This is a genomic window from Mesorhizobium sp. WSM4847 (assembly GCF_055811335.1).
In genome coordinates this window covers 229,042-252,059 of the sequence record NZ_JBVVPY010000001.1, presented here as the reverse complement: position 1 = coordinate 252,059, position 23,018 = coordinate 229,042, and the positions used below count along the sequence as shown (strand labels likewise).

At 57.1% G+C, this 23,018-nt stretch carries 17 protein-coding genes and 1 pseudogene; all 18 read right to left on the bottom strand.

The genetic code is table 11. The features are described 5' to 3' along the window. Window positions 1-22: 22 nt before the first annotated feature. A complete protein-coding gene (locus AC0L28_RS01235; RefSeq protein ID WP_473475101.1) occupies window positions 23-757 on the bottom strand; it encodes a polysaccharide biosynthesis/export family protein in 735 nt (244 codons plus the stop codon). Between the two features lie 47 nt (window positions 758-804). Beyond that, window positions 805-1,614: a tyrosine-protein phosphatase gene (locus tag AC0L28_RS01230; protein WP_473475099.1), complete on the bottom strand. Its 810-nt coding sequence runs from the start codon at window positions 1,612-1,614 to the stop codon at window positions 805-807. A gap of 361 nt (window positions 1,615-1,975) precedes the next feature. Further along, window positions 1,976-2,491 (bottom strand): hypothetical protein, encoded by a 516-nt coding sequence (locus tag AC0L28_RS01225; protein ID WP_473475097.1) that lies wholly within the window; start codon window positions 2,489-2,491, stop codon window positions 1,976-1,978. 381 nt (window positions 2,492-2,872) lie between these two features. After that, a complete protein-coding gene (locus AC0L28_RS01220; RefSeq protein WP_473475095.1) occupies window positions 2,873-3,331 on the bottom strand; it encodes a hypothetical protein in 459 nt (152 codons plus the stop codon). 235 nt (window positions 3,332-3,566) lie between these two features. Next, on the bottom strand, window positions 3,567-5,807 hold the full coding sequence (locus AC0L28_RS01215; RefSeq protein ID WP_473475093.1) for a mannose-1-phosphate guanylyltransferase/mannose-6-phosphate isomerase: 2,241 nt from the start codon (window positions 5,805-5,807) through the stop codon (window positions 3,567-3,569). 698 nt (window positions 5,808-6,505) lie between these two features. Next, a complete protein-coding gene (locus AC0L28_RS01210; protein WP_473475091.1) occupies window positions 6,506-8,737 on the bottom strand; it encodes a hypothetical protein in 2,232 nt (743 codons plus the stop codon). 175 nt (window positions 8,738-8,912) lie between these two features. Further along, window positions 8,913-9,400 (bottom strand): annotated as a pseudogene (locus AC0L28_RS01205) (tyrosine-type recombinase/integrase); the annotation flags it as partial. 224 nt (window positions 9,401-9,624) lie between these two features. Further along, the gene (locus AC0L28_RS01200) at window positions 9,625-10,974 is read right to left on the bottom strand and encodes a nucleotide sugar dehydrogenase (protein WP_473475089.1); all 1,350 of its coding nucleotides are present in this window, start codon (window positions 10,972-10,974) and stop codon (window positions 9,625-9,627) included. A gap of 65 nt (window positions 10,975-11,039) precedes the next feature. Continuing rightward, window positions 11,040-12,275 (bottom strand): glycosyltransferase family 4 protein, encoded by a 1,236-nt coding sequence (locus AC0L28_RS01195; protein ID WP_473475087.1) that lies wholly within the window; start codon window positions 12,273-12,275, stop codon window positions 11,040-11,042. A gap of 11 nt (window positions 12,276-12,286) precedes the next feature. Continuing rightward, a complete protein-coding gene (locus AC0L28_RS01190) occupies window positions 12,287-13,720 on the bottom strand; it encodes a heparinase II/III family protein (protein ID WP_473475086.1) in 1,434 nt (477 codons plus the stop codon). Between the two features lie 251 nt (window positions 13,721-13,971). Continuing rightward, the gene (wecB, locus tag AC0L28_RS01185; RefSeq protein WP_473475084.1) at window positions 13,972-15,084 is read right to left on the bottom strand and encodes a non-hydrolyzing UDP-N-acetylglucosamine 2-epimerase; all 1,113 of its coding nucleotides are present in this window, start codon (window positions 15,082-15,084) and stop codon (window positions 13,972-13,974) included. After that, window positions 15,081-17,210 (bottom strand): bi-domain-containing oxidoreductase, encoded by a 2,130-nt coding sequence (locus AC0L28_RS01180; protein ID WP_473475082.1) that lies wholly within the window; start codon window positions 17,208-17,210, stop codon window positions 15,081-15,083. Before AC0L28_RS01180 ends, wecB begins: the two co-directional genes overlap by 4 nt. A gap of 115 nt (window positions 17,211-17,325) precedes the next feature. Next, on the bottom strand, window positions 17,326-17,943 hold the full coding sequence (locus tag AC0L28_RS01175; RefSeq protein WP_473475080.1) for a class I SAM-dependent methyltransferase: 618 nt from the start codon (window positions 17,941-17,943) through the stop codon (window positions 17,326-17,328). Between the two features lie 97 nt (window positions 17,944-18,040). After that, window positions 18,041-18,925 (bottom strand): glycosyltransferase family 2 protein, encoded by an 885-nt coding sequence (locus AC0L28_RS01170; RefSeq protein ID WP_473475078.1) that lies wholly within the window; start codon window positions 18,923-18,925, stop codon window positions 18,041-18,043. Window positions 18,926-19,015: 90 nt separating this feature from the next. After that, a complete protein-coding gene (locus AC0L28_RS01165) occupies window positions 19,016-20,149 on the bottom strand; it encodes a glycosyltransferase (protein ID WP_473475076.1) in 1,134 nt (377 codons plus the stop codon). Beyond that, window positions 20,146-21,207: a glycosyltransferase family 4 protein gene (locus AC0L28_RS01160; RefSeq protein WP_473475074.1), complete on the bottom strand. Its 1,062-nt coding sequence runs from the start codon at window positions 21,205-21,207 to the stop codon at window positions 20,146-20,148. The genes AC0L28_RS01165 and AC0L28_RS01160 overlap by 4 nt, the downstream gene beginning before the upstream one ends. Window positions 21,208-21,493: 286 nt before the next feature. Next, on the bottom strand, window positions 21,494-22,147 hold the full coding sequence (locus AC0L28_RS01155; RefSeq protein WP_473475072.1) for an FkbM family methyltransferase: 654 nt from the start codon (window positions 22,145-22,147) through the stop codon (window positions 21,494-21,496). Between the two features lie 135 nt (window positions 22,148-22,282). After that, on the bottom strand, window positions 22,283-22,978 hold the full coding sequence (locus AC0L28_RS01150) for a class I SAM-dependent methyltransferase (protein ID WP_473475070.1): 696 nt from the start codon (window positions 22,976-22,978) through the stop codon (window positions 22,283-22,285). Window positions 22,979-23,018 lie beyond the last annotated feature (40 nt).

Here is a 23,018-nt window from a genome sequence, read left to right as displayed (position 1 = left end):
TCTGGCCGGCTGCGATTTACCGTCACGGGATCACCGCAATGCGGGCTGCACTCGAGGCGACGCCGAGGGCGTCCTTGAGGTTGTTCAGCGCAATTTTCGACTTCGAGGCGAAGACGACAATCTTGTCGCCACCATAGATACGTGGATTGCGGCTCTTGCCGGCACGAATTTCTTCCACATTGTAATTTGCGACCAATGTGTTTGGGCCGATATTGCGGTAAACAAAGACCTTTTTTGCGTCTCCAACGGCATTGAACCCTCCAGCAAGGGCGATCGCATCGATGAGAGAAGAATTGCTCGACACCGGAAAAATACCGGCCCTGGCGACTTCGCCGTCGACGGTGATGCGCTGCCCGATCGATTCCTTGACGTAGACCGACACGTCGGGCGACTGCAGATAGTTGGCGCCGTAGGCCGTTTCAATTTCCTGCTCAAGCTGACGGACGGTCTTTCCTGCCGCGGTGACGGTCCCGATAAGTGGAAGCGAAATTTGCCCGCCGGCATCGACTTGAACGATTCTGTTCAGATTGTCGACCTGGAACACATTCACCTCGAGCACATCATTCGGCGACAAAGGCTGCTCGTTGCCGTTCTGGGTGTTCTGTGGCGCAGGCAGGTCCTTTACGACCTGCAGGGCACCGCCGCCCGAGAGTGGCGCCGACGATGACGTCAGTTGCAGCGCATCGACCGAAGTCGGCGATGACGATGTCGTTGACGAGGTGCTCGTGCAGGCGGACATCGTGAGCGAAGCGAGCAAGACACATATCGTGCCGGTATAGCTTTTTGCGAAGTGAAAAACGCCCATTACGCGGTCCCACCCTTCAACAAGCGACCCAATCCTGCGAAGCGACCGACGTTGCCGGGGCTTGGCTTTTTCGCGCCTGCCTTTCCGACCGGCTCGAGAGTCCGGTTCGCCAATATTTCGCCTGGACGTTTCAACACCATGTTGCGGGCCTCGTCTTCCCCACATCGCTTCGCCGCCGCGGCGACGGCCTGCGTAAGCCCAGGTCGCCGGCGGGTGGCGCCATGGGTGTCCGATGCGATAATATCTACCCTGCCCTCGTCAATCAGCTTTTCCGAATAGTAAAGTGCCGTGCGGCCAAAAGCACCAACAATCGAGTCTGCGGTAAGCTGAACAAGGCAGCCGATTGCATTCAACCTCTCGACAACGCCGTAATTTGCCTTGATCCAGGTTAACCGCTCAGGATGGGTAAGAATCGGAATGAACCCGGCGTTTATGAGGCGCAGAGCAAGATCTTCCAGTCTTGGCGGTAAAACGTGATGCGGCGGTTCGAAGAGAAAATAACGCGATCTGTTCAAGGTCGGCACGCTACCTAGCGCCAATTGCTCCGGAAGATCCGGCGCTATATGCACGTCGGCGCCGACGTAAAGAGCAAGCGGTATTGCGGCGCGGCGTAGCGCCTGCTCCAACCCTTGAACCGCTCGGGCAATATTTGCCGATCCATTTTCGTACAAGCCTGGCACGATATGCGGCGTACACGCCATATGGGTCGTTCCATCGGCCACCGCCAGCCGCGCCATTTCCAGCGATTCAGCAAGACTGGGCGAGCCGTCATCAAGACCGGGCAAGATGTGGGAATGCAGGTCGATCATAGGCGTTTGTGGTCGCGCTGAAGCAAACTGACGACTTCTCCCAAACAACAGGCAAATGCGCCACCCGCACCAGAGCGAATGACGCATTTGTCAAGTTCGTGCAATACGGTAGATGCCAGATTCAAGCTATTCGCTGACGGCGTGCAAGCTAACGATCAGCGTTGCCGCGCCACCCGTCACAGTGCCCCCCTCAGTCGGGCGAGACGAATCCGCCCAAGACGAAGCGCATTCAGCTTCAACTTAAGTGATAGAGCGGCATGGTTGACGAATTCCATCAATATCCCGACTCCAGACGGCGCGCCAAGAAAGGTACAGAGGCACCAGCAGTCACATGCCTCTGCTACATTGTCTACTGGGCGGCTTAAGGGCTGACGCCGCCGCGGCCGCGGCCGTCATCCTGCGTTGCAGCCAAGATACCAGCCGCACCAACCATGCCCCCAAAAATAAAGAGAGGGGTGTTGGACCGGTTGCCGCCCGGGGGAATCTGACCCGTATGCTCAGAACTAACGGCGGCAGCCGTCTGCTCGGAGCCCACAACTTTCAGGCAGATATTGTTCTCGACGCGGGAAATGTCGAGGCTGGAATTCGCCGGTACATCCAGGTTGCAGCCACCGACATTGACGGAAGCTAATCCCCTGGCACCGACCACTACACGGCTACCGAAATCCAGAGCATTTCCCGCCTTGGCAGGGCCATAACCAGCGGCTTGCGAAACCATTACGTCGCCATTTGCGTGCCCGATGGAACCAATCGAATTCGCCGCTGCCTGATAGGACGTCGTACAGGTACATGACGTGTCCTGAGCGAAAGACGAAACCGGGCCGAAGCCGATCGAGGCGACAACTCCGGCTAACGCACTTTTAACTATAAGGTTCATTCTTTTCGATCCTTTTTGTCCCGCCGTACCTCAGCCCCACCCGATCACCAAGATGTAGACGAGCGCATAACAGCCTTTTGCTTTGATTCCAATATGTTTCGCATATGCGGGACAACTTTTTAGTTTCCGCTGTGCTTCATTGGACACACTCACTTGGCAGATTTGAATCGGCCATTTTCGCTGCCGGCCCTCTGGAAATTATTGGAGAAGGCAGGGCTTTTTCGTGGCTTTTGATGACCGCCATCGCACAGATGCTTCGTACAGGGATTACGGTCGACCGTGTTAGAGTTATCGCACATCCTGAATTTCGTTTTCGACAGGTCACGAAACCGTAGGGTGGACGGACGCTAGGGCAGTTGGCGAAAACAGCGAGCTACCAGCCTACAAGCAAGATTTGTAGGTCGAACCCGCCTGCGCGGGCTGTCCGCACAAGATGCCATTCTCGGCAAGTTTCGCGGCCAAATCCGTGCCATCGGCCGTGAGGCATTGCACAACGATGGCATCACCAAACTTTGCGGCGACATTGCCGTCGCAGGGCGTCCCCTTGCCGACCGGCTTGCAGGTCACAGCGAGCCCTTGGTAGTCCCGGCGCGCCGCCTCCGTTACCATGGCACGCATGGATCCCGGCTTGGTAAACGCCACGCCGCACAACACAATCTTGCGGCCGGCGACGCGAAGATCATCGACTGTCTGGATGGAAAGCTTGCCGTCAAACGGCTCAAGTGCCGCTTGCGGCTTTGGCGGACGAACAGGCGTCCCTTTTTTCACGATGATGGCAAAGAAGCCAATCGCAAACGCCAAGGCAACGAGTGCCAAAAAGCTTATTTTCTTGAACGACAAAAATTCTCACTCCCGCCGCGTCCAGGCACGCGTCCCTTTGCCTCTAGCGGACCATCCGCACGACCGCACCGTCGCCTGGTCGATGTTCGGCAGAAAAACATTGGCCTATTTCAATCAAGAGATTTTCTATTCCGCCCTACCGCCGTACCGCCCGGAAAACGGAATTGGTGTTCCAGAAAGGGTCATGCGCAGAGCCAAAAAGTTAGAGCGTCTTTGCGTGTCCAAACGGGGCGCTCTACCGAGGCTCGCCGACGGTGCTGTCGAGATATTGGGTCAGCGCACAGACCAGGTGGTAGAAGATACTTGCCGGCACATCGGTCGCCAGCGAGCGGCCACGTTCATCGATCCGGTCTATCCACAGGCCAAGCGGTGCCGGATTGATGTGCCAACGGAACAGGCGACCGACACGCGCTTCGATCTCGGGCTTGAGGTCAGGTCCGCCCGAACCGTCCAGTGCAATCGCCGCCTTGATTGCTTCGGCCTGCGGCCAACTGCGCGAGACAAGGTCGAGCGGCAGGCCCTGCCGCGAGACGGCGCCATAGGCAAGGCCAGTGGCACGATTGAGGCCATTGGCGATGGCCGAGGCATAAAGCTTTCTGGCAAAGCCGGTCAGGTCACTTTGGCCGCTGCGCCCGCTGAAGTCGACCAGCAGCGAGGCCCATTCGAAATGGTGGCCGGGTTCCGTCCATGTACCCTTCTCGCCCTCCGCCGGCCTCCACTCGGCGTCGAAATATTCGCCCAGCGTCCAGCTTTCCGGATCGAAGAAATGGCTGCGAAACAGATCGACGATGCGCGCGGCGCGGCGAAGATAGGCGAGCTCGCCGGTCGCTTGATGCCAGGCCAGAAAAGCCTCGAGCAGGTGCATGTGCGGGTTGGAACGGCGTTCGCCCGCGCCGCTCGACGTTTCGAGAAAGCCGGTCATGCGGTGATCCTCGAGATGCGCGTCGAGAAACGAAAACGTTTCTTCGGCAAGCCGTAATGCATCAGGATTGCCGACCATATGGGCATGCGCCAGCGCCAGGAGCACGCAGGAATGATCATAGGCATCCTCGGCGCCGTCGGCGACCGTGCCGTTGACATTGAGCGTGCGCACCCAGCCGCCATTGTCGGTGCGGCCGTTCCTGGCCATGAATTCGAGGCCGTGGCTGATCAACCGGTCGGCGGGCCCGTCCCAGCCGCGCGCCTTGGCGACAGCGAAGGCGTAGACTTGCCTGGCCATGGTGCGCATGCGCTTGGGCTTCATCAGCGGTGTGGCGTCAAAGCCGAGCGCTTCGTGGAAACCGCCATGGCGCTCATCGACCCCGACCGTGGACCACAGCGGCACCGTCTCTTCAAACAGCCAGTGGTGCACCCGGCGCCGCCCGGCGCCGCTTTCGATGACGCGGTCGCCGGCGGGTGTGAACCTGGTTTCCAGCCGGCCGCTCTTTTCGAGCTGCTCGACGATCTTCTTGACGTTCTGGCTGCGGCTGACCGGGGCGACGAAGGTGGCATCGGCGGTCGAGACGATGGCAACGTCCTTCAAGCCGATGGCAGAGAGCAGGCGACTGTCGCTGCGGATGTACGAGTTCTCGCAGTCGATGGCGACGACATCGCCGACGATGACGTTGCCGTCATCGTCGGACGGACCGACATCGAGCAGCGATTGCCATGAACCGAGATCGTTCCAGCGGAAGCCGGCCGGCACCATGGCGATGTGGCTGGCGCGCTCCATGATCGCATAGTCGATCGACGTCGACGGAATGGCGGCGTAGAGCTCGAGAGGCATATAGAGACCGGAAAGATCTGAGGTCGCCGCCCGGTAGGCAGTTTCGGTGGCCTTCCATATCTCGGGCTCGAAAGCCGTGAAGGCGTCGCGCATGGCGCTGGCGCGAAACAGGAAGATGCCGGTGTTCCAGTAGAAATTGCCGGCCGCCACATAGCTCTGCGCGGTTGCGAGGTCCGGTTTTTCGACGAAACGCGAGACATCATGGATGCCATCCTTCTCGCCGGCGACCTCGATATAGCCGTAACCGGTCTCCGGCTGGCTGGGCTTGATGCCGAACACCACCAGCCGGCCCGCACGCGCCGCGCCGGTGCCGTTTTCCACGCTCTGCCAGAATTGCCGTGCGGTCGTAATCTCATGATCGGACGGCACCACCAGCACCAGGCTGTCGCCATATTCGGACAAGGTGCGCAGCGTCGCCAGGGCAACGGCGGCGGCAGTGTTGCGCCCGGTCGGCTCGAACAAGGAGCCGCCGCCGGAAAGGTCGAGGCCGGCGAGATCGGCGTGGACACGGTCGGCGTGCCGCTCCGAGGCGATCAGGAAGACCGGCGTTTCGCCCTTCGGCCGCGCCGTCAGCCGGCGCAGCGTCTTGACCAGCATCGAACCATCGCCGGAAAAATCATGAAACTGCTTGGGATTGTCCTCGCGCGACAGCGGCCACAGCCGCGAGCCAACGCCGCCGCTCATGACAAAACTGACGATCCGCTCGGTCATGGGGTGACACCTCTGACATTTTCAAACAAGGCAAGGAGCGCTGCCGCGTAGTCTCGGCGGCGCATCTGTTGCCGCCCCTGCGGCGGGACGATCCAGATGCTTGGGAAAGCTATACGCGGACCAATGTCAAGGAGAGGCACGGAGGATTCCCCAGAGAGGCCAGTCTGCCGTGGTCTATGGCCGCGGTTCACAAGCCTCTTGGCTTTGGTGTTGCCCCAGTATTGCTCGCGCAGGATCCCGAACTCACTCAGCAGCTTGTGCGAGCTGCGCCCCTTCGGCAATCCTCCGGCTCGCAGACCCCTTTTCGTACGTTTTGCTATTCCCCTGGGCGGAGGCTGACAAGGGACTTATGTTACACCATCAGCAACCTAACGGTTGACGGCGACGTTTTCTCATCTCTTGAAACAATACGGACGCGGCTCGTCGAGATGAAACCATCTGACCGACATTGCAGAGAGGGCCCATCTCAACATATTAGGACACTTGAAACCATTGGACCGACGTCGGTTCCAATACCGTGGCTATTCATTTACCCGCTGCGGGGTGGACCTTTTGTACTATACCGGAGATGCCAGTATCTTAAAAACCGGATGTCAGAAATCAAAAATACCGCGCGTCACGCTATCACTGCGGTTATGCGACCAGCACCGCCGGCGCGAGCCGTGGCAAGTGGAAGAATGCCACAGGACTCTGGTCCATCATAGAACGATATTCGCCGGTCCAGGTCTCGACCAAAGCATGAGATCGACATCGGATGCCGAGCGGGTAGCCTTCCCGGTAAGTGTGATGGTTCCAGCCGCCGAATCCACAGCCGTGACGATAGAGTTGGTTTCCGAAAACAGTCCCGTGTTCGACCATCCCATATAGAAATCGCCAACCTGGATTGCAGATATGTGCGCCGATGATCCCGCAAGGTTCGTGACGCCCGTTATGACAGCGCTGCCGGACGTGACAGTTCCTGTGGTTGTATAGGGCAAGGCGTAGATATTGGCGTTCAGAACGTTCAGGTTGCCGGTAGCCAAGTCGAATGTCGTGAACGACTCATCTTCATTGGACACCTTGTAGTTGTTCTGCATGATCGCTTTGACGGTCGTGCCAACGCGCGAATAGATAAACATCACTGTCCCGCTGACAAGATCGACAACCACGCCGCCCGGGTTCCATCCCCGATCAAGCGCCTGCGCATCCGACAGCGACGAGAACACCATCGTTATCAACCGCCCGCTACGCGTCATGCTGGAGAGCGACGATTTCGTCTGGGATTGCGCTGGAACGCCGCGTGTGTAGACCGCGCCCATTGGTTCGCTCGCCGGACGAAACCGCCTCAGATAGATCGGCAAGCAATATTCGCGCGTCGTCAGCGTGTAATCGCTCTGTAAGGCGCGGATAGTCTGCAAGACGCCCGTATCAACATTGACCGGCCGAAAGACCGGATTCTGCTCTTTGATGTTCTGCGCCGAGTTCCAGCATCCGACAACAAAACCGCCGCCAAGGGCGTTGTGCGCGTATGCCTCATAAAGATTGGTGATCGTGTCATCCCGAGCGGTTTGGTTCAGTATGCACTTGTCGATGACCGTGTTGTCGGGCCTGAAGGTCAGGACAGACGGGACAAGCGTAAACGCAATGTGACTTAGGGTTATTTCGGCCATGGTGGTCCCCTCGAGGAACCAACCAGGCGATCCATAGGTGTCCTGCCATAGATAGCTCTGGAGACCCCCGCTCCATCTGATCGGATACTCATAGCTGGCGGCGGAGCTTATGTTGCCCATCCGCCATGTACTTTCTGCATAAATATTTTCAAGTGTCATACCTGCCAGGAAGGCCGACCCGGCAAAATCAACAATCTGGACAGTGTCCCCGATAGAGACATTGGAGATCAGCCCACCGTAGCGGCCCGAAAGTTCACCATGCTTATAGTTGGTGAAAACCGTGTGGACGCGAGCGGCTTGACTGTTTTTAATCTCGATTGTGCGCGATTGCGTCCCGCCAACGCTCCACGCATACTTGCAGTCCTCAACGCGACACTTATTCCAGCTGCTGAAGTCGCCGTTTGAGGCAGCATCCCCAAGCGAGTTTCCGAATGCCGTGTTGAATCCAACTACCTCCACTCCATCAAACGAAGTCATGGTGCTGGAGGTTTTGGTATACCCGCCTGTTGCCCCGGTCCATTCGGGAGGCGTGTAGGCTGGATAGGGGCTAACCGGCGAATCACCTATGTAGGCGTCGATCGAAATCCCGCAATGTGGCGAAAACCTATCATTGCCACCGACTGCAGTCCAAGTTGCTTCGTCAAGTATTGTTTCGCTGGCAGCAGAGATAATAGCCGCGTATGACGCCGCCTTGTCCCCGGCGACCGTGAAGTCGTTCATGGAGACGCCACGTCCGGACTGAATGTTGATGAAGTGTGCCGTTCCGGTATGCAGAAGCCCTGTACCGGAACCGTTCGAAAGAGTCCCTCGATATCTCTTGCCTTGGCCGCGCAATGTGGCGTTGTGAAACGTGTTTCCGTAACCGAAGAACAACCTACCGGAGACCGGAATGGACGCCCCAGACGGCAGTTCAATCGGCGCGTTGAATACTCCGTAAATTACGAGGTCGACCGCAGACTGGAGAATTGCAGTATTGTTGGCTCCGGTTTCGGCCGCACGAAAGCCCCACGCAGCAACCTTGATCGGACCCTGAACGCCCTTCCACGAATCGCTATCCATCGGCTGCGCATGGCGCGCTATCGCCTGGTCGATCATGGCGTGAACCTGTTCCCGAAGCTCGGCGGCGACTTCAGGTGTCAGCTTGTTCAAGAGTTCGTCGATGCTCACGCGTGGCTTGCCGCTGTTGGCAGACAAAGCGACGGCGGGCAACGATGCGACAGGTACCGCCGCCCCGGCAGCAGGAATGCCCATTAGAAACGAGCGGCGACTGATACTCTGCATTTCAGTCTCCTTTGGTAGCAGTTTCTGGTTGGGAATTGCGTTGGGAAGGAGGCAGATGGCGCTTTCGGCATCCGGTTCGAGATCGTTCTGCTGCGATCCGGCCAGCACCCTGTGGCACAGGCTGAGCTTGGCGGCGCGATTACCGTTGGCGAGGAAGCCGTAGTGCCGAAGAAGCCCAACCCGCCCTCATCAGAAGCTGCGCCGACAGCATCACCGTGCGGTCCTTGCCGCCCTTGCCGTGCTAGACCCGGATCACGCCGCGTCCGCTGTCGATGTCGCCGACCTTCAGTCCGACAGTCTCCGAAGCGCGAAGGCCCGCGGCATAGGCCGTCGTCAGGGCGGAGCGCGTCTTCAGGCTCGGCACCGCCTCGAGAAAGCGGACAACCTCGTCAGCGCTGAGAACCACCGGCAGCGTGCGTGGCGCGCGGGCATAGGCGATCCGCTCATGGATCTCGGCATGACCCAACGTCACGACGTAAAAGAACCGCAGTGCGCACACCGTCTGGTTCAGCGCGAACGTCCTCCAGGTCAAGCCGGTCCGGCGACCGGCCACAGTAGCGGGAGAACTTCGCTACCGCGTGCATGTAGGATCGTTGCCGGCGACAGATTGCGGATCGTCATGTCCTCGATCATGCGCTGGCGAAGCGGGCTCAACTCGGCCATCTCCCTTTCTCAAGGTTGCGCTTCAACAGCAGCAAATCCTTCAAACAGAATTGTCATCCGCAAACCGGTGCACCAAATGCAGCGTCAGCGGCTTCGTTCAATCCCTTAAAACGCGACGTGCTTTAGGTTGCATGATGTCCGTCCCACGAGCGCCACGGTAACCTAGCTTACTGATCATTCACGAGACGATTTCCGGACAGGACGATATTCCGTACTGTTGTCAGTTAAGCTTTAATGAGGTTGGTGGCTGTTATTCCCTTTCTCGCAAACACATTTCTGGTGTCTACGATCAGTCGAGCGTGCTCGGCAACGAGGCGATAGTCGACAGCGTCATGATCTGTCGCGACGATGATAGCGTTGTAGTCTTGCACCCCGCTCCTGTTCAGCGCTACTGATTTCCGATTGGCGAAACTGGCATGCTCCCGTGTGATCGGAATAATCGCAGCATGAGGATCATGAAAATCAACCTTGCACCCCCGCGCTTCAAGCATTTCCATCAATTTGAAGGAGGGGCTTTCACGAATGTCGGAAACGTTTTTCTTGTAGGCTAGGCCAAGAACGAGGATGCGAGCGGAACTCAGCGAGACTTGCTGGAGGCGGTCCAGCGCATTTTCGAGTTTGCCAAGAACATAGCGTGGCATCGAGATGTTGATCTCGCCAGCAAGTTCAATGAAGCGTGTCGACAGTCCGTACTCGCGAGATTTCCAGGTGAGATAGAACGGGTCGATCGGGATGCAATGACCGCCGAGGCCCGGGCCCGGATAGAACGGCATATAGCCGAACGGCTTCGTCGCGGCAGCGTCTATCACCTCCCAGATGTCGATGCCCATAGCGTCGTAGATCACCTTTAGTTCGTTCACGAGGGCGATATTGACCGCACGGAACACGTTCTCGGTGATCTTCACCGCTTCCGAAACTTTAGGCGAAGACACGGTGACGACACTTTCAACGACAGCGCCATAGAACGCCTCGATCATCAAAGCGGCCGCCGGACCGTCGCCCGCCACCACTTTCGGAATCGTCGTGGTCTTGAAAATCGCGTTACCGGGATCCTCACGTTCGGGAGAAAAACCCAGGAAAAAGTCGCTGCCGCTCTTCAATCCTTTGCGTTCGAGTATGGGCTTTACGATTTCTTCCGTTGTGCCCGGATAGGTGGTCGATTCCAGCACGATTAGCTGTCCGCGGCGCAACTCCCGCGCTATGGATTCGGCCGTCGCCTCGACGTAGTGCAAATCGGGTTCACGATAGCGGGAAAGCGGGGTCGGGACGCAGATAATCACGACGTCGCACATCGACAGTTCGGCGAAGTCGGCGGTGGCGCGAAACCTCTTTCTGTCAATGTACCCGCCCAGATCGGTGGAACTGACGGCGTCGATATAGGACTGGCCAGCGTTAAGCTGAGTTATCTTGCTCTCGTCGACATCTAAGCCAACCGTAGGGAATCCGGCGCGCGCGCACGCCGCCGCTAACGGCAAACCGACATAACCGAGTCCGATAATCCCTACCACCGCTTGTCGCGTGGCTAGGCGCTCGGCCAGCGAGGTTTCGCCTGATACTCCAAAATGTTCGTTCATTTCTCGCCATCTTCCCTGAATTCGTTCATTTCTCGCGGTATTCCCTGAAAAAAGAGGTGTTCGGATCAGTCTGCCCTCGACACCAGGTTATCCAAATATCCGAGCATCTCAGTTGCCAGCGCGTTCCTATCGTAGCGTCCGGCCGCCTTAAGTCCGTTTCGGCTCAATCGCTGCCGAAGATCCTTGTCAGCAAACAACTCGTCCAGACGCCGGCACAACGCCTCTGCATCTTCGGGCTCGAAGACCAGCCCAATATCCTCACGCTCGACGATGCCAGCCGATTCGCCTTCGACACCAAGCAGCACAGGAATGCCCATGCCCATACATTCGAAAAGCTTCGACGGTATGACAGAATGAAACAGCTCACTCTTTCTCAGGTGGATGATTGAGGTATCAAGCAGTGACCAATATCTGACGACCTCGTCCTTGGACACAGTATCGACGAAGATCACCGAGTTGAGGCCCCGCGCGCGCGCCTGCGCCATCAGTTCCGCTTTACTGGCCCCGTCACCAAGTAACAGAAATCGGAAGACATCGCCACCGGGAGCCCCGCGAAACCTTTCGGCAGCATCGAGAATTGTCTCTAGCGCATGCGCCATGCCATGCGTGCCGATGTAACCGGTGACGAACTTACCCTCTAGGCCGTGGTGGCGGACCAGTTCTTCGTCTCTGGCACGTGGCTGAAATCGAGTCGAATCGACGCCGTTCGTAATCACGCGGACTTTCGACGTATCGACGCCGCGAGCTTCGAGATTCTCGCGAAAGGAATTGGTTACCGACACAATTAACGCGGCCTTGCGGTAAAGGAACAGTTCAACACGTTCGAGCCAGTTCAGCACCGCGGACTGTTTCATCGCACCGACGGCCCGGATCGATTCTGGCCAGAGATCGCGCAATTCAAAGACGAACGGAATGCGCTTCAGCCGACTGACAGTATAGGCCGCACACGCCGTGAAGAACTGCGGCGACGTACCGATGACCAGGTCGACGCCGCGAACGAAAGGGGCGGCCAGAGTCGCAGTCACCATGTAGCTGATATAGTCGGCGACGCGACGCGCAAACCCTTCGTTGGCCGTAATGTAGGACCAGACGCGTATGACCCTAATCCCAGCCATCTCCTCCTGCTGCCAGAGCCGGTTGCGATAGCCGTCGAAGACTTTTCCCTTGGGAAAGTTGGGCACACAAGTAACTACTGTAACCTTATGGCCGGCTTTCACCCACTCGCAACAGTGCTCGAATGTACGGCTGGCCGGCGCATTTACTTCTGGCGGAAAATTGTCGGTGAGGAACAGGATGTGCATGATGAACGCGGTTACCTTTCAGACCGCTCCAGCGCAATCTTTTCGTCCCAACTGAACCGTATCGTGCTCTCGCCGTTGACGAGTGAGATGACAAGGCATGTGGTCGGCTGGTTTAATCCAAACTCTGGATGCCAAGTCGATGGTTCCAGACGACCTGTGCCCACCTCAATCCTCCAGTACAGCTTGTTACCATCTGGAAACAGCGCCTGTCCCGATGAACAAGTTTCGTCCTCCTCCAGCACAACGTCTGGATGGAAATGAAAATTTGCCTCTGATCTATGATTCCCACTCGTTACCAGATCCGAAACCAAGAATTCGTTGCGCCGCAGTTCCCAGCTCCGACGGTGGGTTGGACTTTCGCTCAGTCTTCGATAGCCGTCATGCGCGCAACTGACTTTCAGCCCGTTACTATTATCAAACGTCAGATTGAATGGGCGTGCCCGACGTGCCACGCGGAAGCCCGACCAGACTTCGGACGAGTTCTGGCCGGCGACGACGACAGTGTTATGGGCAGAGGTACCGCGCTGACGCAGCCGTTCGGCGCCGGTTCCATAGACCGAGGTACCAGAGTTTACCAGGACACGTTGCCCGTAAAACGATAGTTCGAACGAGAGAGTATCCGCATGTGCGTGGCCGGGTAGATAGTCGGGCCCGACGGGGGCCACATCGAGTAGGGCGACCGCGGCACTGGCGTCCAGCCGTATGTAGCCGCTTTCAGCCAGCCATGTTTTCGCATCCCGCGTTGCCTGAACGCCTAGACTCGGCAGCCCAAGCCGCAGCGCATAGGCTTCGATCTCGCGCGGTAACGGCGCGATTCCCAAGGCGGCATCATTAAACAAGGCGATGTCGCCGTCTGGATGGCACATCGTCGCCAACCATCGCCGCATCGGCTCGATCTGCCCTGGCAGCGCTGCAGCGAAAGCCTGCCAGTGAGCAGCGCCGGTACCCGGAAAGTTGCGGGACAGGTTCAAAAGGTCCATCATATCTTCCAGGGCCAGCGCATGGTACATCGGACTGCGTTCGAAATGGCCACCGTCGCCAAGGATCTGTTCCGGCACTTCGCGCTCCAGGATTGCGCAGCCTCGCTCCAGCCAACCGGCAGCCTCCACCCCTTCAAAAAACAAACCGGCGAAGACAAGTGCCTTGGCGTTGGCGAACAGATGGTTGCCGAGCAGGTGATATTCGAGACGCCGGTTCAGCCATCGCACCTGCACGGCGAGGCTCTGAAGTGCAGTTTCCGAAAGCGATCGTCCGGAAAGAACCCATTTGATCCAATTGACGATGCGCAGCGAGGTTGGATAAGGCTCCCAGCCCGTGCCAGCTCCCGCCGGATTTTCAGCAATCCAGCGTTCCATGAGCGCCCGATGCCAGTCGAGACGTCGGGCCGCCTCCAAGGCGTTCAAATCGTCGAAATAATGAAGGTTGTATCGCCACAGCTTATCCACGCTAGTGTCATCCCAGCCCTCCGGATCCAGAGACCGCTCCACGTTCAGAAAGCGGAACACTTGCGGCCCGATTTGGCTCTGCGACCGCAGCGCTGGCATCACCCAGAGACCCGTGGCGGAGCGTCGGCCCGGTGCAGGGCTGAAATCCGGCTTTGGTCGGGCCAGGCGGAACCAGGCGCGCCCGTAGATCTGTACTGGCCGTAGATAGCGCACCGTGTGCCAGAACAGCCGAGCCTGCTCCAGAGACGGCATCAGGACGGAAACAGTTCTTCCAGCGCGGCGACGATGCGCCCTCCGGTTCGACCATCCCATAATTCTGGGATTCCGCCTTTCTTCCAGCCGCCGGCAAAGAGGCGGTCGAGCGCTCTGGACAGATTGGCCGGGTTTGTTCCCAGAATTTCATTGGTGCCGATGCTCACCGTCTCTGGCCGTTCCGTCGTGTCGCGCAGAGTCATGCAGGGAACGCCCATGACAGTCGTCTCCTCTGTGATCCCGCCGGAATCGGTGATGACCGCTTTGGCGTGCCGGACAAGATAGTTGAATTCGAGGTAGGGCTGAGGTTCGACGAAAACGAGATTGGCTGGCAAATCCTCCATCGCCTCCAGCGTCTTTCGTGTGCGCGGATGGACGGGGAAGATTGTCGGCAGACTGCGCGTCCCCTCGCCGATCGCCTGCAGCAAACGAGCAAAAGATGATCCGGCATCGACATTCGACGGTCGATGCAGCGTCACTACGAAATAACCGCCCGGTAGCAGCCCGTAGTCGTCCCAAAAGGAAGGCGGCCGCAGCCGATTCATATGGGCGAGCAGCGTATCGATCATCGTGTTCCCGACGAAGAACAGGCGATCGTCTTCGATGCCGGCGCGACGCAGATTGTCGTTCGCCGTCTTGCTAGTGGTAAAGAACCAGTTGGTGATGGCGTCTGTCACCATCCTGTTAATTTCCTCCGGCATCCCCCAGTCGCCCGACCGGATGCCGCCTTCAACATGCGCTACCGGCACGCCAAGCTTTTGCGCCGCAATCGCGCAAGCCATGGTCGAGGTGACGTCGCCGACGACGAGGCAAACGCTGCTCGAATGGTCGAGCAGCAGACGCTCGTACCGAGTCATGATCGCCGCCGTCTGTTCGGCCTGGGTGCCGGAGCCGACATCGAGATTGATATCAGGCATCGGTATGCCGAGTTGTTCAAAAAAGTCGGCCGACATGCGGGAGTCATAGTGCTGGCCTGTGTGAACCAGCCTGTATCGAAGGCGCCCACCTGCAACTTTTCTCTCATCAAGCGCCCTGATGATCGGCGCGATCTTCATGAAATTTGGTCGCGCACCAGCGATAATGTCGATCACGGTCGGCGAAGTGTTGTTCATGCGCGAGCCGCTTCGGCCACTTCTATGGTGACGCGACTTACTTCCAGCAACTCTTCGAACGGTATCGGCGGCGCGCCGCCCTCCTCTACCGCCCGAACGAAGGCTGCCGCGCATGCCTTCTGGCCCTTGTCCTGTCGCCACAGGTTCATCCGATTGAAGCCCGACCAGCCATAGCCGGTCAGCTTGCGAAAATTGTCGAGTTGCAGAATCCGCCCGCTTGCGAACACCTCCAGCCGCTCCTTCGAGAAAGCCTTGCTGCCATTTGCGAAATAGAGAACCGTCCCCGTTGAACCGTCGGCGAATTCGAGCTGGATCGTAACCGTATCGCGGCTCGCTGAGGCCATGCTGCTGGTCGCGTGTCGAACAATCCGACTGGCGGCCAAAAATCGCAGCAGATCGATGAAGTGGCAGGCTTCGCCGGCGATCCGACCGCCGCCGACAGATTTATCCTGGGTCCAGTGTTCAGCAGGTATCGCGCCGGCATTTACCGTCATCACGAAAGTCTTCGGACCGCCGATGCCATCGAGCAGCGATCTTATCTTTCGAACATGCGGGGCGAAGCGTCGGTTGAAGCCGAGAGCCACGACTGGTGTGAAGGCGGATGCGACAGCCTTTTCCCGCGCAGCTTCAACCCGCCGCAGATCATCGAGAGAAAGCGCCAGGGGCTTTTCGACGAAGACATGCTTTCGCCTCTCGATGGCCTGGCACACGAGGTCGGCATGGCTGTCATGCCGCGTCGCGACGACCACCGCGTTGATTTCGGGATCCGCAAATACTGATGATGTATCGGTCGTCGTTTTTTCGAAGCCAAATTTGCGGCCGGCGTAGACCCCGCTGACGCCGGCACTGGAGGCGACGAGGGCAAGCCGGGCTTCGGTCGCCTTGAACGCCGGAATTAGCACCGCCGTGGCATAATTGCCCGCTCCGATGAAGCCGAGTGCGATTTTTCCGGCAGGCGTTCCGGCTGGATTCAATATCACCGAGCGGAGTGTAAGTGCCTCTACGGATTTGTCCGATCCGCCCGGATAGTTAAGCAGGATGCCCAGCGAAGGCTCCGCGCCGCCGATCAGCGCATAGGCTTTTTGGGCTTCAGTCACATTAAAACGATGCGAGATCAGCGGTCCGACATCGAGGCGGCCGGTGGCCATCATATCGAGCACAGCCTCCAGATTCCGCTGCTCGGTCCAGCGTACGAAACCAAAGGGATAGTCCTGCCCCTTATCCTCGTAGTTGGTATCATAGCGCCCAGGACCGTAGGAACATGACACCTGGAAAGTCAGTTCCTTCTCGTAGAAATCGGCGCGGGAAAGTTCTAGCCCCGTCACACCGACCAGGACGATGCGGCCGCGCTTGCGGCTCATCAGCGCCGCCTGATGCACGGGCTCGCTGCTCTTGGTCGACGCTGTGATGATGACGGCGTCGACGCCGCGGCCGTGGGAGAACGCCGATGCTGCTGCAATCGGATCTTCGCCGGAGCCGAGCCTGACAGTGCTAGCACCGAATTGTTCAGCGAGTGCCAACTTTTGCGCGTCGAAGTCGAGCGCTAACACGCGGCAACCATGCGCATGAAGAAGTTGCACCGCCATCAACCCGATCAGCCCTAACCCGGTCACCACCACCGCTTCGCCGAGAGTGGGTTGGAGTAACCTGATACCTTGCAATGCGATAGCGCCGAGCACGGTGAAGGCTGCCTCGTCGTCGGACACCCCGTCAGGGACTTTGGCGCAGAGATTGACCGGCACCACCACCGCTTCGGCATGCTTGCCGTTGGAAACCACGCGCTCGCCGGGTGCAAAGGCGGTCACATCCGCGCCTGCCTGCAACACCGTTCCGACATTGCAGTAGCCGAGCGGCAGCGGCTGGTCTAATTTGTTGAGTACGGCCTCGAGTGTCGGAGCAAGTCCGTCGGTTCGAATCTTGTTGATAACCTGCTTGACGCGCTCAGGTTGCTGGTTCGCTTTGCCAATTAACCCGGCCTTGCCGAAATCGACCAGCATCCGTTCTGTGCCGGCGGAAACCAGCGTCCGTGACGACCGGATCAGTAGCTGTCCGCTACCTGCGGTCGGACAAGGCACTTCGGCAACCTCGGTGGTACCGGTCTTGAGAGATTGGAGGATCTGTTTCAATTGGCCACACTGTGCTGAGAAAACTGGCACCGCTCAACGCCGTACGAGGATCGAACACAAACCGGCGACAAACCACAACTCCTCGTTTCAACATATCGGCGACGATTACGGCCGGTCACTTCCGGAATTCCATTATTAAGGTTCGGGGCGCAGAAGATTCCTCTTGGCGCTCTTTCTCCATGCACACTGAAAAAATCTCTGGATAATCGGTCTCCTTTGTCGGCAACTTTACGGTTCCTGCAAGAAATCCGGCCCTCTTGGCGACTTCCTGTAGGTACGACTCCGTAAGGATGGTCAGATGTTCATTCCGGCAAAATATGAAATTCACGAACCGACCGCCAAGGCTCTCATAGCTGTCAGGCCAATCGCCAAACCAGCTCAGATCTCCTTCAACGAATTTCTTGATGGCGGAGTCACCATTTGGTCCTCCAACCCGATAGACACCACCAGGTTTTAACACACGGTAAACATCCTTAAAATGGCTTTCAATCCGCGGCAAATGCTCAACCACGTGGTGCGAGTATACATAATCAACGCTTCCGTCACGAAATGGTAAATTGTTCCTTAGGTCTGCCCATATATCGCATTTTCCGGTAAATATATTTGCGTCTACATTTATCCACCCATCAATGTAATTTCTTTGCCCTGGTCCAAGGTGCAGTTTTTTCTTTTCATCTGTTATTATTCTTGCCCATTTTGACACATAGCGGATTCGGATTCCGTTCAATGCCATGAATGGTCCGGCCATCAGATAGAATGCGTGCTTTGCTCGTCTTGATAACATCTTCGTTCTCTACCCTCTGGCGGCGAATTTTAATTGAACGCAAAACTCACTTCTGCATCATCTGACTTACCTCTCCAGATGAGTCTTCTCGTAGGTCTGCTTGAACGGCGTTAGGATGAGCCGGACCAAGCACCGGATCTGGTAGCCAGAGCTCGCGACCCCGAAGGCGCATTTCCGCCAACTTCAAGATCCGCATTCGATACACGTCGACACGAAGACGTGACCAAATGTAGCCGGGTCGACCTGCACGCCATGCGCCCTGCCAAAAATAGCAATAGACGAAAATAATGAGCGAACGAAGCGGGATGCGTGAAAGGTACAGTTTGAGCCACATGCGCCTCTCCAGCGGAACTCCGAAGAGCCGGGGCTTTGCCGAAAGCGGGGCGCCACGAAACGCGCTCAACGCCTCCGCGGAGGAGTACCGGTTCTGCTTATCGAACCAGTGATGCAGGTCTGGGCTATCGTGGTGCTCAAGTTCGCCACGGGTATCTCCAATGCTGCCCAAGACCAACGGATGTTCATTGACAAGCACGTCGCTGAACCGACATGTGCCGGTACGCCATCCACGCAGAAGAAATTGTGTAACCGGTAGCGGGCATCCCATAAACCATAGACGCCGCCGGACTCTCCACGCACCTGCTTTTCCCTCCTTAATTGCTGCCGTTATGCTATCTTTTAAACTGTTCGTCAGTCTCTCGTCGGGATCGAGCTTCATCGTCCAGGGCGCAGTAATGGGGAGCTCTGCTATGGCAAAATTCCATTGGTCCCCGAAACCATGGAACCGCCTCTGAACAACATGGACCCCATGGCTCAACGCAATGTCAACTGTTTGATCAGTGCTGTAGCTGTCAACCAGAAAAACTTCTTGGGCAAATCCCTTGAGGTTTTCCAGCACGACTCCCATGTTGTGCGCCTCGTTGTAGCTGATCATCACCACTGCCAATGGGGTCGAGCCAGCGTGCCAAACTGCCTTAGACTCACTCGTAGTCACACTTCCGCCGGCTGGTGGCTTCGTTGTCATTCAACCGACCCTAATCCAGGGCGGGATAGGACCGCCATTCCGTACCCATGAATATGTTGCGACCATTCTCGATCCAATGTTGTGCCACGAAAACTCATCCTGCATCCAAACGCGGCCAGCAGCCCCCATCGCTCTCAACGTTTCGGGTGTCTGCGACATCGCTTGCTCGAATGCGGATACCAACGGTGCCACGCCAATATCAATCCACCATCCGGCTTGTCGCGAAATCAGACCTGACCAAGGAGCGCCTTTGGTGGTGATGACCGGGCATTCGGCCGCAAGAGCCTCGGCGACAGCGATGCCGAAATTTTCTGAATATGTTGGGAGAACGAAGAGATCCGCTGCTCGAAATGCGGCAATCTTATCAGCCCCATAGAGTGGACCGTGGAAATTGGCTCTGACAGCCCCCAATGCGGTCGCGAGTGACGACATTTCCCGCAGATAGTCAGCGTCGCCTGGACCTACGATTAGTAAGTGCCATTGGGGAAACTTTTGCTGCACAGCCACCCATGCACGCAGCAAATTATCTACGCCTTTTACGGGATGAATGCGCCCAAGGAACAGCAAGGTTTTCTTTTCGGCAACTGTGCGGCTCGGAGTACCTGGAGCAACATCGATACCATTCGGAATGATTGCAACGGGTTGGCCAAAACCGGCGCGCCGAACATCCTTGTATTCGTCCTCTGAGGTGACATGAAAAAGCGTTGCGTTTTCGATGGCCCGCTTCTGCAAGAGATACCAGAATGCGAACTTTGTATAACGAGACCGTTGGAGTGCCCAACTGGAAAGCGTGCCTCTAGGGGATACTATCAACGGTGTTCCAGAACGCCTTGAAACCCATCCTGGATAGACATTCGGCATCATCCACAGACTGTGGCTATGCAGAATATCAATCTTACGACCATTGGCCTCGTTGCGGAGCCAGCGAAGCATTTCCGGTGATCGGCCCAGGCGGAAGATAAACTTTTGCCTCCGAAACGTATAGATGTCCTCTGAGATCGCAGGCGCCGCTCCTGTAACGGCGATCCGAGAGTGCACACCAAGCGATCTCAGGGTAATGTTGAGTGCTTGTATCGAATAGCTTGGCCCACTTGCCTCCTCTTCAATACTAGGGACAATATGTATGATATTCACGCTTGTGACAGACCTTCCGCGACCCGGCGGTAAACTTCGGCGTATCTCATAGCCACGGCGTCGACAGAAAATTTTTCGGCGTTTTTGAGTCCATTCTCCACAAGGCTATTGCGGTAATCTTCGTCATAAACAACCCTCTCAATTCCTCTGCGGATCGAAGCCACGTCAAATGGATCGACTAGGCAGGCCGCATCACCAGCAACTTCCGGCATTGAAGAGAGATTGCTCGTCACCACCGGGCGGCCAACCGCATTTGCCTCAACAATCGGCAGGCCAAACCCTTCATAAGTGGATGTAAAAACAATCATGTCGCAGGCAACATATTGTTGCAACAGTTCGCCGCGCGAAATCCCGATATAATTCTCGAAAGCTACGCGATGCCGCTTTAGCAGATTGCGCTGTAGTACCGACAGTGGGCCGATCACGACAAAAACCGCGTTCATCCCTTCAAGGGCTTGGATTACCCGTTCAACGTTTTTGTTTACTTTCGTCCCGATCTGCAGAATACGCGGGCGCTGCATGTCGAACGTTTTTGCCACAGGCCTGAATTCGTCGGACACATTATTGTGGACGACCTGAATTTTGTCCGGGGGACAATGAACCTCATCCAGCAGCTGCTGCTTTGTGCTCTCGGAGATCACCACCACTGCCGCGCTGCGCTTGATCGGCAGCCAATACCACAGAAACCAAACAAGCAATCGCGTGAGGCCGTTGAGCCGCCCGAGCAACACAAAATCGTGAATGGTGAGAATGGTTCGGCGCTTCTCCAGGAGGAACGTCAGATAGTGAACGTCGCCGGTAACGTGGTTGACTTCCCCCTGAGTTTGGCGGGCAAGCCATATGTCCTGCAGCCGCCCCCAAAGCCCGGTCGAAAAATTCCGGCAGGTATGTACCTTGACCGTGCAGTCGGGCGGAAGGTGGGCGCGAACGTCCTCGAACAACCGTTCCATGCTGAAGGCATTGGCTCGCGGCCGCCGCATGAACTGCGTTATCTTGATGACCGGACGTTTTTCCGCCGGAATCACAGCATACCGCGCATCTGCCGCCGCTTTGTCCAACGTCTCGCGCGACCTCATCTCGTGCCCGATCATTGGGGAAGCCAAAGGGACAGTTGCCGTGGACTCGGCTAGCAAATCGGAATCTTCGTGCCTCATAGCGTCAGCGCAAAGACACGCCAGGAGAAGTCGCTAGCGCCTATCTGATCGGATTGGGCGGCCCTTCGATCGCCAAATGACGAACAGCGCGCTTCGGGACTGGCTTGAGATCGACAATCTGGCCCCTGCTGCACCGCTCCCTTTCCGAGGCAACAAACTGAAAACGCATCAGAGTTGCGATTTACTGTTGTCAAGTTTTCCGCCGGCCATGCCAAACTGAACGGTACCGATTGAAGGCAAAGCCATTTTTCTCAAGGCTGCAAAGAACGGTATTCTTGATTTGCTCGCTGTGCAACTCTATTAGAATATGGTCGACGTGCGGAAGCCACTCCTCCGGTGCGTTCTCGAAGATAGCGGCCTCGGCTCCCTCAATATCCATCTTTAAGATATCGATGTGCCCTTCAGGCAACATCCGCAGTATCTCCGGAATCGACGTCGCGGAAATTACCGTCCCAGAATCCCCAATCGATCCGCCCAACGCTTCTCCGGAGAAGCGAAGTGTGGCCTGCTTCCACCACAGAGCGGACTTTAACAGGCGGACACGATTTCCATAAGGGGCGAGATTTCTCTCGGCTAACTTGAAGTTTCGCTCATTCGGCTCCAGGGCGACAACACGCAAATCGCCGAAGCGTGAGAGAAAGTATGCGCTGGTATCGCCGATGAACGCTCCGGCATCGATCATGGTTTTGGGCCTCAGCCTAGGCGGAAGAGGGACGCCCCATTCCTCTCGGACTGCATTGTTGATTACTGCAGGAATGTCGGAAGTTCCGGTAACGACGGTGAAAGGATGATTTAGCCTCGACAGGCGCAGCTGCCGTTCAGAGCCGCGGGTGATCCTGTTCAATTTCCTTACTTCCGCGGTGGTCTTAATCCCCTCACGAATGATCAACGTAGACGTCACAAGCAACGACGATCCGAGTACATATACTGGGGACTGGTACCCAATTATGTTTCTGACAAATCGTCTTAATTTTTCCACTTATAGTTTCCTTAGAACAATTACAACGACTGGATCCCATGGGATGTTCGTGGAGTAAATCATGTTGAAAACCGCAGATATTGCGTCACGAAACCAGTACCGTAACGCGCGAACCACACGCTTTTGCGCGCGACCCGTCTGGATACGGAAAGACGGACCGTATCTCGACACCGTTAACTTGCTGTCTTGCAGGAGTTGCTCGATCACGCTTTTAGAAAGGTGGGACCGATGCGTCGGATCGCCATGCTGCGGCACCAGTCCGAAAGGGCTTTGGGCATTCGGGAACCGAAGCGCGATATGCCCGCCCGGTTTCAGCATTCGCCCCGCGGCATCCAGGCGCGCCGCCACCTCGTCCAAAGTAAAATGTTCAAAGACATCGAAGGCAATGATCGTTTCAAATCGCGCGACCTGCTGTTCCGCGATAGTCTCGAAGTCGGCCGGCAGCAATTCGACACCATGTATGCGAGCGGCATCGAGCAGGACAGAGTTGATTTCCGTACCGACTACCTTGGCACCTCGATCTTTCGCCCATTTCAGGAAGTCACCGGAGCCGAAGCCTATCTCCAGAACGGTCGCGCCGGAAATTGCCAAATCGCGTGTCTCGCCAGCAAAATAGTGGGCCTTCTCGTCACCATACGAAAAAAGCTTGTCCCAGCCCTTCCACGCCTCGTATCCCGAATATGGATCTCTGCTCATACCTTCATTTTCCGAAATGCGCGCGAAGTTTCCGAAACGC

What these genes read in the sequence shown, in the direction of transcription:
- wecB (WP_473475084.1), bottom strand. Translation starts at nt 15,084, where the DNA reads ATGAACAACACTTCGCCGACCGTGATCGACATTATCGCTGGTGCGCGA.
- AC0L28_RS01230 (WP_473475099.1), bottom strand. Translation starts at nt 1,614, where the DNA reads ATGATCGACCTGCATTCCCACATCTTGCCCGGTCTTGATGACGGCTCG.
- AC0L28_RS01150 (WP_473475070.1), bottom strand. Translation starts at nt 22,978, where the DNA reads ATGAGCAGAGATCCATATTCGGGATACGAGGCGTGGAAGGGCTGGGAC.
- AC0L28_RS01215 (WP_473475093.1), bottom strand. Translation starts at nt 5,807, where the DNA reads ATGACCGAGCGGATCGTCAGTTTTGTCATGAGCGGCGGCGTTGGCTCG.
- AC0L28_RS01225 (WP_473475097.1), bottom strand. Translation starts at nt 2,491, where the DNA reads ATGAACCTTATAGTTAAAAGTGCGTTAGCCGGAGTTGTCGCCTCGATC.
- AC0L28_RS01200 (WP_473475089.1), bottom strand. Translation starts at nt 10,974, where the DNA reads ATGAACGAACATTTTGGAGTATCAGGCGAAACCTCGCTGGCCGAGCGC.
- AC0L28_RS01195 (WP_473475087.1), bottom strand. Translation starts at nt 12,275, where the DNA reads ATGCACATCCTGTTCCTCACCGACAATTTTCCGCCAGAAGTAAATGCG.
- AC0L28_RS01210 (WP_473475091.1), bottom strand. Translation starts at nt 8,737, where the DNA reads ATGCAGAGTATCAGTCGCCGCTCGTTTCTAATGGGCATTCCTGCTGCC.
- AC0L28_RS01175 (WP_473475080.1), bottom strand. Translation starts at nt 17,943, where the DNA reads ATGGCATTGAACGGAATCCGAATCCGCTATGTGTCAAAATGGGCAAGA.
- AC0L28_RS01170 (WP_473475078.1), bottom strand. Translation starts at nt 18,925, where the DNA reads ATGATCAGCTACAACGAGGCGCACAACATGGGAGTCGTGCTGGAAAAC.